Origin of the sequence: Carboxylicivirga sediminis, assembly GCF_018156225.1 — a bacterium.
Taxonomy (GTDB): Bacteria; Bacteroidota; Bacteroidia; order Bacteroidales; family Marinilabiliaceae; genus Carboxylicivirga; species Carboxylicivirga sediminis.
Map to the genome: position 1 here is coordinate 19,675 of NZ_JAGTAR010000024.1, position 16,470 is coordinate 36,144.

Here is a 16,470-nt window from a genome sequence, read left to right on the forward strand (position 1 = left end):
AAATAGGAAATGCCGGGGTATAAACCTCGGCATTTTTTTTGTTTGGCTTCACAGTAGCATCGTTTCTCTTTGGGTATAGTAAGGTAGCTCTCTGGCATGGCTTCGATGGCCCCCAGAAGTGTCAGTAAAATAGCTGACTATTGAATTGTTAGACCATATTTGAGCACTGTCATTTATTATTCATCCGGCGAATTTGGCTGTTTATCAAAGTTTTCAAACTCATAAATGGCATGTTGATTTACTTAAGGTTCTGATATAGAGGCGATCATGTTTATGTGTATTTTACGAGGTTAATAACCCGCTGGTGTTATATCAGTATAACAATACGGAAATCTTATAATTTTGTGGTTTTTAACACGTGATTTTTAAGCATTAGAGTCACTTTTTTATAAGAAAAATCGCATAAGATTACCAAAGGAGAACGGTTGTTCGACTTAATTAAATAACCTAATGAGATGAAGAATATCAGTCATTTATTATTGACAGTATTGCTTATTGTTTTCGCTGGGAGAAGTCAGGCCCAGGTTTCGTCAATTTGGTTTGATGATTTTGAAACGGATAAAGGTTGGGTATTATCTGGAGAGTTTGAACGAGGAGCACCTGCCGGTGGAGTTGGTGACCATGGGCAAGCTAATCCAACGTCGGCCTTTAGTGGAAGTTCTGTACTTGGAACAGACCTGGATGGCGCCTATCCAAATAACTTAAATGATCGGGAATACACCGCAATTTCGCCAGTAATTGATTGTTCGGGCTATATGAATATTCAGCTTGATTTTCAACGATGGTTAAATGTGGAACAGCCCGCATATGATCATGCTTATATTGAGGTGTCTACCAATGGTATAGATTGGAATGTTGTTTGGGAGAATGGCACAACCATAGAAGAAAATAGTTGGTCTAATCAGGTTGTGGATATATCTGCCTATGCCGATGATAATGCAACAGTTCAAATTCGTTTTGCACTGGGCTCCACCGATGTAGGATGGTTTTATTCTGGTTGGAATATAGATGATGTAAACATTAAAGGCACTGTGCTGCCTTCTGATGGTGATTATCGTTCGCGCAGAGATGGGAATTGGAACCAAACAAACATGTGGCAAAGGTATAATGGTAGTGCATGGCAGAATGTTTCTAATTATCCGGGAGAACTTGAGCCAGCTGGAGTAGTTACTTTGATGAGTGGGGATATTGTTAACGTGAATGTTACACCATCATACAGTATTCAGGAGCTTAACTTTGAAGGGAATAATGGCGGCACCATTCGTTTGGATTTTACTGCTGGACAAGCATTGACCATTGATGGGGCAGTTAATTTCTCAGATCCATCCGGAGGACGTGACCAGCTTATTTACCTTGATGCCGGTACATTAAATTGTGGCTCTATAAACATGGTATCAACCGGTCAGGATAATTCAGACCATGAGTTGCGGATCAGTACAGGTACCCTAAACGTTAGTGCTAATATTTCTATGGCAGGTTCGGCTGCGCAAAATGCCGTTAATTTTACTGGTGCCGGGACTATTAATGTAGGAGGAGATTTTAAAGGAGGAAGTTTAAGCAATGTATCAGGTTGTACTGTTAATTTTAATGGCACAACAGGTACACAAACGATGGATTCATACTTGTTTGAGAATATTAGTTTTAAAGGTGCTGCTCAAAAGTTATTAACAAACAGTATTAGTGTAAATGGGCTTTGTGCTATCAATTCAAATTTATACACAGACGCCTTTGTTGTGGATGGTACAGGTACAGTTAATGTAGCCAGCTCTGCTACTTTAGGTATTGGTCACGCTGATGGAATTACATTAGCAGGTACGGCAGCCGGTAATATTCAAACCACAACCAGAAATTACGATGCCGGAGCAACATATATCTACAATGGTGCAGCGGCGCAGCAGACTGGTGATGGACTGCCGGCTGCCGTTAACGAAGTTCGAATCAATAATATTTCAAACGTTTCCTTGAGTAAATCCGTTTCTGTTTCAGTTTTATTAAACCTGCAGGATGGTAATTTACTTATAGGTGACTACGATTTAACCATTCTGGATGGTGCAACTTTCAGCGGTGTTTTTGATAACACCCATATGGTAGTTGGCGGAGGTGCCGGTTTTGTGAAGAAGCAGGTGACCAATATTGCTGATCTAAATATGCTTTTCCCTATTGGAACCAATACAGACTATACACCACTGGTTATATCTAATGTAAGTGGCTCTGTATTGGGTACAGCCGAGGTAGGAATTAGAATGGTTAATAATACAGCCCCTGAGGCATCTGCTATTGATTTGTTGAGGTATTGGGAATTGACAGAGTCGAATCTTACTCTTACCAGTGCAGATATTGAGTTTAACTATATGGATGCCGATGTGGCAGGTGAAGAAGCTGATTATGAATTGAAGCGCTACAACACAGTGGCCAGTGCATGGGAAGATCCTGCTAATCCATCAGCCGATATTGCAACCAATACATTAACAACAACTGGAGGTGATGCTCTAAGTGGAGTGTGGACAGCACGTGGTTCAACAGTAGCCTGGTACACACTTAAGTCGGGCAACTGGAATGATCCAACAGTATGGACACTCGATCCTTCCGGCGCTATTTATAATAACCCCACTTCGTATTATCCTCAAGGAGTAACCGATCAGGTTGTTATAAAAAGTGGTCGTGAAATCACCATGAACATCAATAATGTAGCATGTAACTTCCTGACCATAGAAGGGGTTTTGTATTTGGGAAATTCATCAGGCCATACGTTCAATAAAATATTAGGTAATGGACGTGTGTATATGCAAGCCGATAACTTCCCGACAGGAGATGCTACGCACTTTGTTACTAAGAATCAGGGGCAGGGAACTGTTATTTTTAATGGTGGTGGTTACTCCATTAGCAATGCTCATACATTTTACGATGTAGAGATTGATTTAAGTGCTTCTAACGAGATATTAACTTTATTGAATAATCTAACCATTAATAACAACCTCACCCTTAAGCAAGGACAACTGCGGATTAATGACAATACAGCAACTACTGTGCTTTCGGTTGAAGTAAATGGTAATATTGAAGTATTAACTAATGGCGCCCTAACAGTAGGGCAAGGAAACACCATTGGTTCATATTCGATTGGATCATTACCACCAAGTGGCCAATATCATTCTATCTATCATCAAATGATTGTTAAGGGTGATTTTGTTAATCGTGGTTTTGTAAGGTTCACCAATGAAACAGCTCCTTTGTACAATGCTTTAAGTACAGTTGGAGGAGTAACATTAAGGTTTGAAGGGGCTTCAAATAATTCGTTAAGTTGCTACGGAACAACGGATCTGTATAACCTTGTTGTTGATAAAGGAGTTGATAAAACCTATGTATTGAATGTTTATGCCGATTATGACTCTTACTTCCGCCTGTTTGGAGCAAATGTGGCTTCAAGGGTTGAGACAGTACCGTTTACTGTTGAAAATCCTGAAGTCAGAAAATCTTTATGGATAAAAAATGGTACACTTAAATTAACTGGTAGTATTCATATTCCAACCTTATCAGAAGCCAGTGCCGGAAGAGGAGATTTTGCTATTGGGCAAAGCGCCAGGTTATGGTTGTCAGGTGCTAATGTTACAGTATATTCAACAGCTTCTGCACAGAGTCAGATTCCAGGATTTGAAGGCGATGCTTCTGGTGTTCGCACCGCCTCAAGTAATCAGGCATTAGCTTTGATTGGAGAGCTGAAAGTAGAAGATGGATTGTTTGGTACTCGCAATAGTGCAGGTATTGTTTATTGGCCATCAAGTAATTCCATATTAGAAGTAAATGGAGGATTGGTTAATATCTCACAGTTTCGCTCAACAGGCAGTGCCTCAGGTAGAGCGTCGTATATACAAACCGGCGGCCAGGTAGTTGTCCGGGGAAACCGAACCGAAGCAGGGGAGGTCTCTTCTGCCGCAGCAATTTTCGGCTTATCTTCCGAAGATGATGTGTTTACCATGTCAGGTGGTGAGATTCTGATTCAAGATGATTCAGGAAGTACCTATGATTTATATATTCCATCGACCGTCGATAATGCCAATGTCACAGGTGGTACTATCAGGTTCTATTACGATGGAAATGCTGACAAATACTACGACATGTATGTGGTGCCTTCTGTTTATAACCTGACAATCGATCATGAAAGAAGCGACCGGATACATGAGGTTAATTTGCGTACGCCTCTTGTTGTACTTAATGATTTAATAATCAATGGCTCAGGTTATCTGAATCACAGAGGCAATAATGTTACTGTAGGACGCAATTTCACAATTGATGATAATGCCTATAACCATGGGTATTCAACTGCCAACAACACGTTGACCTTTAGTGGTACAGAAGATGCTACGTTCTACATTGGGCATCCGGTATTAGATGCTTATGAGTTACCAATCTTCAATTTCACACTTAATAAGCCGGCCGGCAAGCGGTTGTTGATCGATTCAAGCCCCGAGAAAGCAGCACCTTATGTAGAGGCTAATGCACCATCTAACCCTTGGTATGCCCGAATTATTCAAGTGGAAAATGAATTTAGAATTGAGAGTGGTATATTGGACCAAGGCGAGCATGCGATACGAATGTATGGTGCTTTATTTGTTGGGGCCAATGGTATATGTGGTATTTATGAACATGGTACCACACACAAATATGCTCTGGTAATGATTAAGGATGTGGGAACAATAACCACTGAAAAAGGAGCGGAGTTAGGTAATATTAAAATGAATCCTCAACCACAGGATCGCATCTTCGATTTGACCAGTGATGTGGTGATTAAACGAATTAGTTACTACCATGGGCGTATGAACCTGGGTGCGTATAATCTAAAAGTGGATTATATCCATCAGGGTGGAACCTTAAATCCGTATACGGTATCTATGGGTGATGCAGCCGATGAAATGCTTTTGACAGATGGTTCAGCCTCAAGTGGAGGACTATCTGTTTTGATAAATGGCAATGGCACCTACGCATTCCCCATAGGTGTATTAGGGAAATATACACCGGCGGAGCTAATTGTATCTAATTATTCTGATGATGGTTATGTAACTGTACGGCCTGTTGACGGGGAATTAAAAACGACAAACCTTTCAGGTGGTAACCTTTTAGATTATTATTGGCGGGTAGGCCATACTGATTTTACAACTTTACCAACCGTTCAGTATAACTTCTATTACGATGCATCGGATGATCTGGCTAGCGATGATGCGAATTTCTACCCCGGTAAGGTGCTGGATGAAAATCCATATACCCGATCGTATGAAAATGAACTGAACAATGTTGATGAAGGTAATAATATCATCACCTTTAATGATACAAGAACCACTAGTGGAGGTGCCGAGGTAAGTGACACTCGTGCTGGTTTTACGCTTGAAAATGCCAACTATACAGCCGGTGTGGCCAATCGATTTACTGGTTCTCCTCGTATTTATTATTCCAGAGACTTAACTGATTATCCTGATTGGCGTAATCTTAGTGCCTGGACCAGAAATGATCATCCAAGTTTTGATTCCGGGATTTCTCCGCATGATCATAATCAACCGGCGGCTGGCAGCTATCCGCAAGATGGCGATATTGCTGTTGTTGGATGGGTGCCATGGGGTGATGCAGGTAGTGATGGTAACGAAGGTGAACCACATGGTATATGGATCTCAAACAGAACAGAGACTTGTGCCGAATTAGTATTTACCCAAATGGAGGATGTTTCAGGTAATCCAACGGCTCGTGTTTATCGTAATAATTTCCAGTTCAGACCAATGGTTTGTATTAATCAGCCCAATGGTCAGGTGGTTACAGGTTTAGTACGTGGCGAAGGAATGTTCTGGTGTCGCGATGGAGCCGATCCGGATTTTACACTCATGGATATTGGTGAATTTGCCAAAGAAGATTCTGCTTATGTTGTTTATGAAAACTTCTACAGTCCACGAACGATTAATAACACACCAGGTGCTTATCCTAACCTGATGATCGCCAATAATAACTGGGGAAGAAACAATCATGATATTACTTTTAGCAAAGATGTTGTCACCAACGGAGATTTTGAGATACTTGGTAATGCCAATTGTGTACTGTCAACAGGTGTAGATGGTGATTTAATAATTGGAAGAGACCTCATTTTCCTTGAAACCAAAAACACTTCAAATAACCAGGATAGTGGCGGAGGTGCCGAACTGGCATTTCAAAATACCGGAAGTGCTCGCGTTGTGCGTGTAGCTGGCGATATTCGTCTTGAAAACACCAATAACCAAATTAGGGTGAGAAATGCAGACGGTAGTGCCATTGATCATGAACTGTATGTTAACGGAAATATTACACAGACAGCAGCTGGTAGTGGGCTGGACTTGTGGACTGACAATACCTTTGATAGAGTAACTTTATACCTCCAAGGCACTGAGAGTATGATTTTCGATGTTGAAGCGGCCACATCAGTTCCTGATTTATACAGGCTGGTGATAACAAAAGGTGTTGACCAAAGTGTGACAGCCAATTTTGTTAGTGAGTTTAACCTTAATGGGCTGACTAATGGGGCTACAAAAGCCCTGGAGTTGAATAGCGGAACGCTGATATTGGATAATCCGGCACTTAATATTAATCTGACTACTGGTAGTGAAAACTTTGAAATACCTTCAACTGCTGCACTAATATTACGCGAAGGAACAGTTAATGCAAGTGGTAGCTCCGGAATAGAATTGGACGGATTACTTCAGGTTGAAGGAGGTACACTCAACATGGCTGGAGCTGATAACCCTATCATCTATTCAGGTTCGGGTAATGCCACCATCAATGTAAGTGGAGGTAACCTCATAGTTGGTGGTCAGGTTCGTCGAGGTACCATATCTGATATAGGCATCCTTTCTTATACACAAACAGCTGGTGTAGTCAGGGTAGGAACAGGAGCAGCTACAGTTAATACAAGAGGTGTATTCGAAGTTCTGGGTGCGGGTAGTCAATTTACCCACACAGGAGGAAGCCTTAGCATTGAAAATGCTCAGACAACACCAACCATAGCGGCATTGTTGCTAGAGCCGGAGAATAGTAGTATTAATTCAGCCTCTACCATATCTATAGGTGGCGCATCAACCAATGCATCCCAAGTGATGGGAATTAATTCATCTATTGACATAACTAACCTGAAACTGGATAATTCGAGTGGAAACAATCCGATGGCGCTGTTGATGGTGCAAGGCTTAACACTAACCAATGATATTGAGATTGATGCTGGTGCTACATTTGATGCCTCTGGACTTGATTTGACCGTAGGTGGTGATTTTATCAGTAATGGAACATTTACGCACAACAATAACTCTACTTATCTGAATGGTACCGCTACGCAAATTATTTCAGGAGATATTAATTTCTTTAATCTTGATAAGAGCGGCACGCAAGAGTTGATATTGGATGCTGCCGGAGCCAACCTGAATATTGCCAATAATTTTGTATTTGCCGGAGGTACCCTAACAGCCAACAATAATGAGGTGACCGTATTGCGTAATGTGAATTTTGATGGTACTCAGGTGGTGACCGGGGGTAACGGATTAATACTTAATGGTAACATTGCGCAAACGTTCGAAGGAGCTGGTACGTTTGATGTTTTAACAATCAATAATAGTGCCGGTGTGGATGTGCCTTTAGGCAATGAGTTAACCGTTAATACTAATCTGCGTTTACAAAGAGGGGTACTTAATATTGATAAGAATTTATTGATTTTGAATAGTGGAAGTACGATTGAAGCTGTCAATCCATTCTCTGCCACAAACATGATTCAAACCAATATTTCTTTTACTGATAATGGTGTGCGGAAGTACTTCAATACAACCCCTAAAACATTTATTTATCCAATGGGTGCGGGAGGCAAGTATACGCCTGTTACTATTCGGATTGATTCGAATGTGTCATCAACGGGCTATATTACGGTTAAGGCCGCAGATGAGTATCACCCAAGTGTGATTGATCCGGGCAATGTACTAGATTATCACTGGATTATGAAATCAGAAGATATAAGTGGTTTCGCCGGGGAGATAAGGATGAAGTATGATATTAACGATGTAAATGTGAGTGGTGGAAATACAATTGATGATTACATCACAGCCCGATTGTTAGCCGATGGCTCAGGTGATTGGAATAAAGATCTTGGTACCATCGATCAGCTAAACAGAGAGCTGGTGTTTGATTTGACAAGTACTGCCATTACAAGTTCCGAGCTAAGTGGTGATTATACGGCAGGTGTTGATCCGGCAATTCCGGACAAGGTGCCTTCTTACATATCCATTACAGATGGTCCGTGGAATCAGCCAACCACATGGGATACTTATCCAACGTCAGGTGGTTCGATACCAGTTGGCGGACCAAGAGGTTCCATTGTGATAATTGATGCTGGTACCACTGTTGATGTGCCAGGTGACGGTATTTCATCGTATCAAACAACGATTAACGGAACACTTTCACTAGGAAATACATTTGCGCACCGTTTGGGTGAGGTGGATGGAATAGGTACGTTGTCAGCCGAAACAGGTGTGATGCCGGCAGGTGTTTATGATAGTTTTGTGGCATCAACAGGTGGAACTCTGGAATATGGAGGAACAAATTCTTACAGTATATTAGGTGATTTGACGAGTGTTAATAACCTGTCGTTTACAGGAACGAATGAGCGACGTTTACCCAACCATCACCTCACAGTAGCAGGTGAATTGTATATCAATGGTGCCGCGTTAGTCAATAATAATGATAAGAATCTGATTCTAAAGAATGACTTTACGTTTGATGGCGGAAGTTTTGACTCAGGCGATAATGGAGCAAGAATAATATTTAACGGAACGTCTTTACAAACAATAGATGGTCTTTCTGCGTTGACAGGTGTTAATGGAGTTGATTATTTACAGGTTAATAACAGTGCAGGTATCGCCATTAATACCGATGTTGATGTTGATAACTATTTGAATCTGTCAAATGGTATCATTTTTAATAATTCGGGCAACAATCTGGTTGTAAAGAGTAATCTGGCTGGAGCCATAATTGGCGGAGGAGCTGCCTCTTATGTGCAAGGTCCGCTTACCAAATTAATTAATAATGGAGATAGTTTCAACTTCCCTATTGGAGATGCCGACCGATTAGGTGATGTTATTATTAGTAACACCATTACGTCAGGTGCCGATTATTGGACAGCTGAGTATTTTAATAATAATCCAGCCAACGAAGGGAAAGATCCTGCTAATGTAGCTGGAGATATTCAGTTTGTTAGTCAGAATGAATATTGGCGTGTTCAAGGGCCAGCATCAGGTCAGGCAAAAGTTACGCTTCGTTGGGATAACTTAAGTGGTGTAACGCCAGATGCAAACTTTAGAGTGGTTGAATGGCAGAATACGTTGGATTGGAATGAAGTAGCTATTGCTACAGCTAATACAACTAATAAGACGGTGGCTACAGCCAATAGGGTAGCATTTAATGAGTTTGCTTCAGAAGGCAATTACTTTACATTTGGTTCAATTCTAATACCGGCCTACACATGGCTGGGAACAGGACCTGATGGGAACTGGTTTAATACGGCCAACTGGCAAGGAGGTATTTTGCCATCAGCCGGAACCAATATAACCCTTAACGATGCCGGTAATGCACCATTTATTCCAGATGAGGCACAAGTGGCCCAAGTCAATGATTTAACTATTGACCATAGCCTCGGCTTAACCATGCAACCAGGCGCACAGTTAACTGTTAATGGTAATCTGGTAACCAATGATAATTTAGTCATTAACAATACAAATACTAAACCAACATCCTTAATAACACATGGCAGTGTAACGGGTAATATAACCGTTAACTGGACATACGACAACCAGCGCTGGTGGTTTATTGGTCACTCTATCTCTAATCCCATAATGGATGAGTATGAGAAAATCCGTAATCCTCAGGCTAATGATTATGCCATGTATGATATGGTGAATAATGGTTCGTTATTGAAAATATCTGCTGATCCTTCTGGATACGATTTGGCTGCTCAAAACGAGCTGAAAGGTTATTTGTTTAAGGTGAAAAATTCAGGAGCCTTAGTGAGTCAGGTTGGTTCATTAAATACTAATGCCACCTATCAGCGGGTATTACAGGATGATTGGCAGATAATGGCCAATCCTTATGCCTCGTACTATAAGTTACCAAAGCAAACAAGGGCTGGTGCTGATTTTGAACATACTACAGGAACCGTGTATGTGACAGTATCAACAAGAAATAGCGATAAGACATTTGATACATTTAATACTATTTCAGGATTATCATCGCCAGAAACGTTTACCAATGGTATCATTGCTCCAGGTCAGGCATTTTATGTAAAAACTGAACCCGGACATGCCGGTCAAATGGTTTATATGCGCGAAGGTAACCGGATACATGATGTAAATAAAATCTCCCTGAAGACAGCCGTTAAAGAGGAGGATGTGCTGAGGGTTAAACTAAATAATGGAGAATTAACAGATGAAGCGGTGATTGCCTTGCGTGAGAACGGTGACTTAGGTTTTTCAAGAATCGATTCGGAGCAGCGTTTTGTTAGTGATAATAACTTGTCCTACATCTATTCAGTGATTGACAATACTCCGGTGGTAATAAATGTATTGCCACAGAATATGTTTGACAGAAGTGTTGACATTAGTATTAAGCCAAAGATTAAGACCAATCATACTATTCATATTGAAGGGTTGAATTCTATGGTTGAGGACTACCAGCTCTTCCTCGAAGATAGAAAAGTGCAAGTGATGGTGGAGATGACTGCGAACTCGGAATATACCTTTGAAGCAGATCCGGCGGATAAAGAAGAACGTTTTGTGTTACACTTTAAAGAGCCAAAAACAGAAGTGCCAACCGATATTAATGATGTCGATACCGATGAAAGTGATGTTGTCAGAGCATACGTGCAAAAAGGTTCGGTATTAACTGTTGATTGTCAGTGGAATGGAGAAAAACAGGTGATGCTTTATACCATTGAAGGCAGACTGGTAGCTTCAGAAGAGTTTAAAGGTGATATTTTCACTAAGGATTTGAGCCTGAGGCCAGGTGTTTACATTGTTAAGGTCATTGGGCGAGATGATGCTTATGAGCAAAAGTTATACATCGACTAAGTTTTAGTTTACAAATATGAAGAAGCCGGATACGTTACTGTTCCGGCTTTTTCTTTGCCGCCATTCAAAGTAGCATCGCTTCACTACTGGGGCTGTATGGTAGTTCCTCGGTATGGCTTCGATGGTTATTCGTACCCGCTTCGATATGGCTTCGTATCTGCTTCGATACTTCTTCGGATAAAGCACCCCTTAACCGAAGATGGTACGAACATGCCACGAAGGAGGTACGAACATGGTACCTGTAAGAGTAGAAAAAATAATATAGATCGTGAATGTTATAAGTTCATCAGTAAACAACGCTTCCTTTGATGTATATTGTTAGTCAGCTTTCATCTTACGGTCTGTTAACAAATGAGATTGACCAGGTACAGAAACGTTCAGCATGTATGTACAAAAGGTATTGTTGGTTATAATGGGAGAATTTTAATGGCCTTTCTAAACTCTTCCAGTACGATGGGCTTTTTCAGAAAAGCTTTAGCCCCATAGTATTCACAGGCATTAATGGTTTCTTCCTGCGTATCGCCCGATACAATCACGACAGGAATGCTTAACCATTCTTCATCCAGATCTTCAAGAATTGAAAAGCCATCTTTGTGTGGCATATGCAAATCCAATAGAACCAAATCCGGTTGTTCCGAAATGATTTTTTTCCAACCTTCTACGCCATCGTTGGCTTCAGATATTTCCACATCATAACCTTTAAGCATACTTCGTATGACGGTCCTGGTATCAGGCGCATCATCTACAATCAAAACTTTTTTCATACCATCCCTGTTTGTGTTGATTCTCCATTAAACAACACGCATAAGCCAATAAATGTTGTGTAACAGGTTGATTTATTGAATGGATTGGTTTCTGTATCTATAATGACGAATCTGAATTGCTAGTTGTTCAGAGTAAAGCGTATAAAAGACGGTCTCGAAAAAGTATAATACTACTTGACGGGTGATAATCATCTTTTGCTTTTGAAAAAGTCCTGAATTATCTGCTGGCTTTCGTCATTCATAATGCCTGAAGTAATGGTTGTCTTAGGATGTATTAATGATGGTTGGCAGCGCGAAAAGCCACGTTTCTCATCAGCTGCGCCATATACAATGCGTTTCAGCTGCGCCCAATTAAGTGCTCCGGCACACATCACACAAGGTTCCAAAGTGACATAGAGGGTGCAATCGTGCAGGTATTTGCCGCCCAAGAATTCGGCTGCAGAGGTAATGGCCAGCATCTCGGCATGTGCTGTTACATCGTTTAATGTTTCGGTCAGGTTGTGGGTTCTGGCAATTATCTGGTTGTTGCAAACCACTATGGCACCCACTGGTACTTCATCTTTTTCTTTGGCTTTTTGGGCTTCAATAAAAGCCTGTTTCATAAAGTATTGATCAGAGAAGTTGATTTCAGTCATATTTGAAAAATTAATGATTTCAGGCTGATGGTATGATAAAAATCATGGATTGGATGCACCAGCCTAAAAAACTACTGTCTAAAAGCCTCAACGGCTTTTTTGTATCTATTTTCTTACTATTTTCGCAAAGATAATTTTAAACGTCAAGATCGTTGCATACATTTGCCAACTGGCAACGATAAATAAGTAATTACAATGTACAGGACACATACGTGCGGAGAATTAAGAATTGAGCACATCAATCAGTCAGTTACACTAAGTGGTTGGGTGCAAAAGATAAGAAACCTGGGTGGTATGACTTTTATCGATTTACGGGATCGTTATGGTATTACTCAGTTGGTTTTTAATGAAGAAACCCACAAGGCCCTTTGTGAACAAACAGAAGAGCTCGGACGTGAGTTCGTGATTCAGGTGAAAGGCCAGGTGGCTGAGCGAAGCAATAAAAACAGCAAAATTGCCACCGGAGACATCGAGATATTAGTGGAAGAATTAACTATTCTTAATTCATCAGAATTGCCACCATTTACCATCGAAGATGATACTGATGGAGGTGATGAACTGCGCATGAAATATCGCTACCTGGATTTGCGTCGTAATCCTGTGCGTGAGAATTTGGTGTTGCGTCATAAAATCGGGTTTGAGGTTCGTAACTACCTGAATGGTGAAAATTTTATTGAGACAGAAACACCTGTTTTGATCAAGTCAACACCCGAAGGTGCGCGCGATTTTATTGTGCCTTCTCGTATGAACGAAGGGCAATTTTATGCCTTACCACAATCACCACAGGTGTTTAAACAGTTGTTGATGGTAAGTGGTTTCGACCGTTATTTTCAGATTGTGAAATGCTTCCGTGATGAGGATTTACGTGCCGATCGTCAGCCTGAGTTTACACAAATCGACTGTGAGATGTCGTTTGTTGAGCAGGAAGATATCCTGAATACGTTTGAAGGAATGACCAAGCATCTGTTTAAGACGATTAAAAATGTGGATATTGATTATACTTTCCCACGTTTATCGTACGCCGATGCTATGAAATATTATGGCTCTGATAAGCCAGATACCCGTTTCGAGATGAAGTTTGTGGATTTGACAGAGGACGTCAAAGACTCAGAATTCAAACTCTTCAACGAAGCTGAGTATGTAGGTGGTATATGTGCCGATGCTTGTGCTTCATATACACGCAAGCAGCTGGATAAATTGACAGACTTTGTTAAGAAACCACAGATTGGTGCTGGTGGATTGATTTATATTAAATTCAATGCTGACGGCTCTGTTAAGTCATCTGTCGACAAATTCTTCTCAGTTGAGCAACTGAAAGAGATAGGTGCTAAATTCAATGCTAAAGATGGTGATTTAGTATTGATTCTGGCTGGCGCTCTTAATAAGACGCTGAACGCGCTTTGCGAATTACGTCTGGAGATGGGTAATCAAATGGGCTTACGTGATAAGAATAAGTTTTCACCATTATGGGTAGTTGACTTCCCATTATTAGAATGGGATGAAGATAGTGAGCGCTTCTATGCGATGCACCACCCATTTACATCACCAAAAGCTGAAGATATGGATATGCTGGATAGCAATCCTGGTGATGTACGTGCTAATGCCTACGATTTAGTTATTAATGGTGTTGAGATTGGTGGTGGTTCTGTACGTATCTTCAATGATGAGTTGCAACAGAAAATGTTTAAATTGCTTGGCTTTACTGAGGAAGAAGCTGAGAATCAGTTTGGCTTCCTGATGAATGCATTTAAATACGGAGCACCTCCTCATGGTGGTGTGGCCTTTGGCTTCGACCGTTTGGTATCATTATTTGCCGGACTGGACTCTATCCGCGATGTAATTGCCTTCCCTAAAAATAATTCAGGCCGTGATGTGATGATTGACTCTCCATCGCCAGTAGCAAAAGAGCAGCTCGATGAGCTGAAGATTGCCTTAACTGTTAAGGAATAATACGAATAGAACAATATATTAATGGGGCATCTTGATTAAGGTGCCCCATTTTTTTGTTTGGTATATCGTATATGTATGTGTTGTAATAGTGATTTTAACCGTTGATTAACAGTGTTCTAATTGACTCAGTGAATGGGCTTTCTGATGATATCATTGTGCTTAGAAGTTATAGTAAAGGCTTTTGAGCGAGGTGCGGATGCCAAAATACACATGCTGAGTATCAATAGTTTCTAAATCATTACTCATTTTTCTGATTCTCGCACCTGCAACAATATTAAACATATTGCGCGGATTCACAAGAAAGGACACATTCACATCGGCATTATAAACATTGGTTTTAAGTCCGTCGCCAATAGAGTAGCCATGCTCTCTTGGACGACCATCTGTATCAAGTGGTCTTTGTGTATTGGGCATCAATACGTCTTTTCCCCAACTAATTCCATCGCCATAGTCATCGCCATACATGGTGGCCATTAATTCTGCTTTAAATTGCCAGCGGTTTTTGCGGTATTTCAAAATGGCAAGCCCTTCTCTGAAGTTGGCACCCAGTATATGTGCCATGGGCTGATTTAAATGCGAGTAGGAATAGATGCTTGTATAATGCGAGTAAGTGTAGGGGCGTGCCTGGTTATATTCGAGCTGTACATCCAGTTTGTTAATGCCAAACAGATCGAAGGTTTTGGCACCCAGCTGAAAACCATGCTTGTTAGCCCACCATTTATTACCACTAAAAACTTCATCAAACTTAAACTCACCCATTACAAATTGGCCATAGAATGTTAGCCATTTGGAGGCAATATATCTCGCATTAAATCCCATGGTTACATTATCCGGAGAACCAAGGTTGTATTCAACTGGCCTGAAGAAGTTAACAGGATTCAGGTAGTGGATATCAAAACCTCTATGTCCGGTAGTATCTTTTTCTGCATACACCACATTAGCATAAAATCCAAGGCTCAAACGCTTGTTAATATTCCAATCGAGGTACTGATGCACGCCATATTTTCCCGGATAGCGAAAATCATGCTGGTCAGCCACCGAATCGTAATTCAGCATCTTATTCCACATCACCATGTATTTGATATTCCAGAAATCAGCTGTAAGTTTCACATAAGGGTAGCTAAAAGCACCGTCGGATAATAGCAGAGAGCGATGGCCATCGCCAATAAAATGCTTGCCATTACCCAGTTGGAAGTTGAAATATTTGGCAAAATTAAAACCAATATAGCCGGTGGCCTGGGCATAATCATGTCCATTGGTGCCAAAGTTCTTACGTTGTCCTTGTCCGGGCATCATGTTAGTTTTGTTGGCAAACACGTTGATGTAATTAGGAACAACAGCCTGGTTTTCTACAAAATCAGTATAGAAATATAGTTTCCCTATATTACCTTTAATAAACAATCCACGTGTATTGGTCCACGTTGTTATACCTTCACTATTTTCACGGCCACCCTCGAAGGCAAATAGGGGATTCACCACAATGTTGATGTCCTCTTTATCCAGTGAAATCAGATCATCGTGCAAAAAACGCTGCCAGATATTTAGCCGGCCCTCAGGGATTCTTAGATTATCATACAATACAGAGTCGGTATTGATAACTTCATTTAGTTGGTCCATTCGGTATTGACGAATAGACGTATGAAAATTAGTGCCAGGCTGATATATGTAACGTTCAAAAGGAGAGTAGTATGGATCTTCGTAATGACTGACCGATTGTGCTGTCAGGTATTGCACAAGAATAAGTGCGGTCACCAGGGTGAGGTATCTTTTAATCATGGATATTGAAGCTTTTTGCAACGAATATACAACATGAAAGGCATCTATGCACCTTATGAATACTAAAATTCTTGAATGTAACATATTGCAAAAGCGATGAAAAAATAAGGATCGCACCTTTATTATCAGATGTTTAATAAAGATGCGACCCTTAATAAAAAAAGAGCTAAAAGCCGTTTCAACTCTCGTTATCCTTTAATGGCAAAACTTTTACCAGGATCCTCGTACCCTTATTAT

At 40.8% G+C, this 16,470-nt stretch carries 5 protein-coding genes; 2 read left to right on the top strand and 3 right to left on the bottom strand.

Features of this window, described 5'->3' with window-relative positions; translation table 11 throughout:
• The first annotated feature begins 455 nt into the window (after positions 1-455).
• On the top strand, positions 456-11,108 hold the full coding sequence (locus KDU71_RS15045; protein WP_212191916.1) for a hypothetical protein: 10,653 nt from the start codon (positions 456-458) through the stop codon (positions 11,106-11,108).
• Between the two features lie 407 nt (positions 11,109-11,515).
• Here KDU71_RS15045 and KDU71_RS15050 read toward each other — a convergent pair whose 3' ends face one another.
• Together KDU71_RS15050 and KDU71_RS15055 are read right to left on the bottom strand one after the other, a co-directional pair.
• A complete protein-coding gene (locus tag KDU71_RS15050) occupies positions 11,516-11,872 on the bottom strand; it encodes a response regulator (RefSeq protein ID WP_212191917.1) in 357 nt (118 codons plus the stop codon).
• 188 nt (positions 11,873-12,060) lie between these two features.
• Positions 12,061-12,507 (bottom strand): nucleoside deaminase, encoded by a 447-nt coding sequence (locus KDU71_RS15055; RefSeq protein WP_244828512.1) that lies wholly within the window; start codon positions 12,505-12,507, stop codon positions 12,061-12,063.
• Positions 12,508-12,702: 195 nt separating this feature from the next.
• Between KDU71_RS15055 and aspS the strand changes: the two genes are divergently transcribed.
• Positions 12,703-14,457, top strand: a complete 1,755-nt coding sequence (gene aspS, locus KDU71_RS15060) for an aspartate--tRNA ligase (RefSeq protein ID WP_212191918.1) — start codon at positions 12,703-12,705, stop codon at positions 14,455-14,457.
• A gap of 159 nt (positions 14,458-14,616) precedes the next feature.
• On the opposite strand, the gene KDU71_RS15065 is transcribed toward aspS, so the two are convergent.
• Positions 14,617-16,233 carry a hypothetical protein gene (locus KDU71_RS15065; protein WP_244828516.1) on the bottom strand — a complete coding sequence of 539 codons (1,617 nt, stop codon included), beginning with the start codon at positions 16,231-16,233 and terminating at the stop codon, positions 14,617-14,619.
• Between the last annotated feature and the right edge of the window lie 237 nt (positions 16,234-16,470).

Excerpts from the sequence above, each read along its gene's own strand:
- KDU71_RS15045 (WP_212191916.1), top strand. The coding sequence starts at position 456 with ATGAAGAATATCAGTCATTTATTATTGACAGTATTGCTTATTGTTTTC.
- KDU71_RS15050 (WP_212191917.1), bottom strand. The coding sequence starts at position 11,872 with ATGAAAAAAGTTTTGATTGTAGATGATGCGCCTGATACCAGGACCGTC.
- KDU71_RS15055 (WP_244828512.1), bottom strand. The coding sequence starts at position 12,507 with ATGACTGAAATCAACTTCTCTGATCAATACTTTATGAAACAGGCTTTT.
- aspS (WP_212191918.1), top strand. The coding sequence starts at position 12,703 with ATGTACAGGACACATACGTGCGGAGAATTAAGAATTGAGCACATCAAT.
- KDU71_RS15065 (WP_244828516.1), bottom strand. The coding sequence starts at position 16,233 with ATGATTAAAAGATACCTCACCCTGGTGACCGCACTTATTCTTGTGCAA.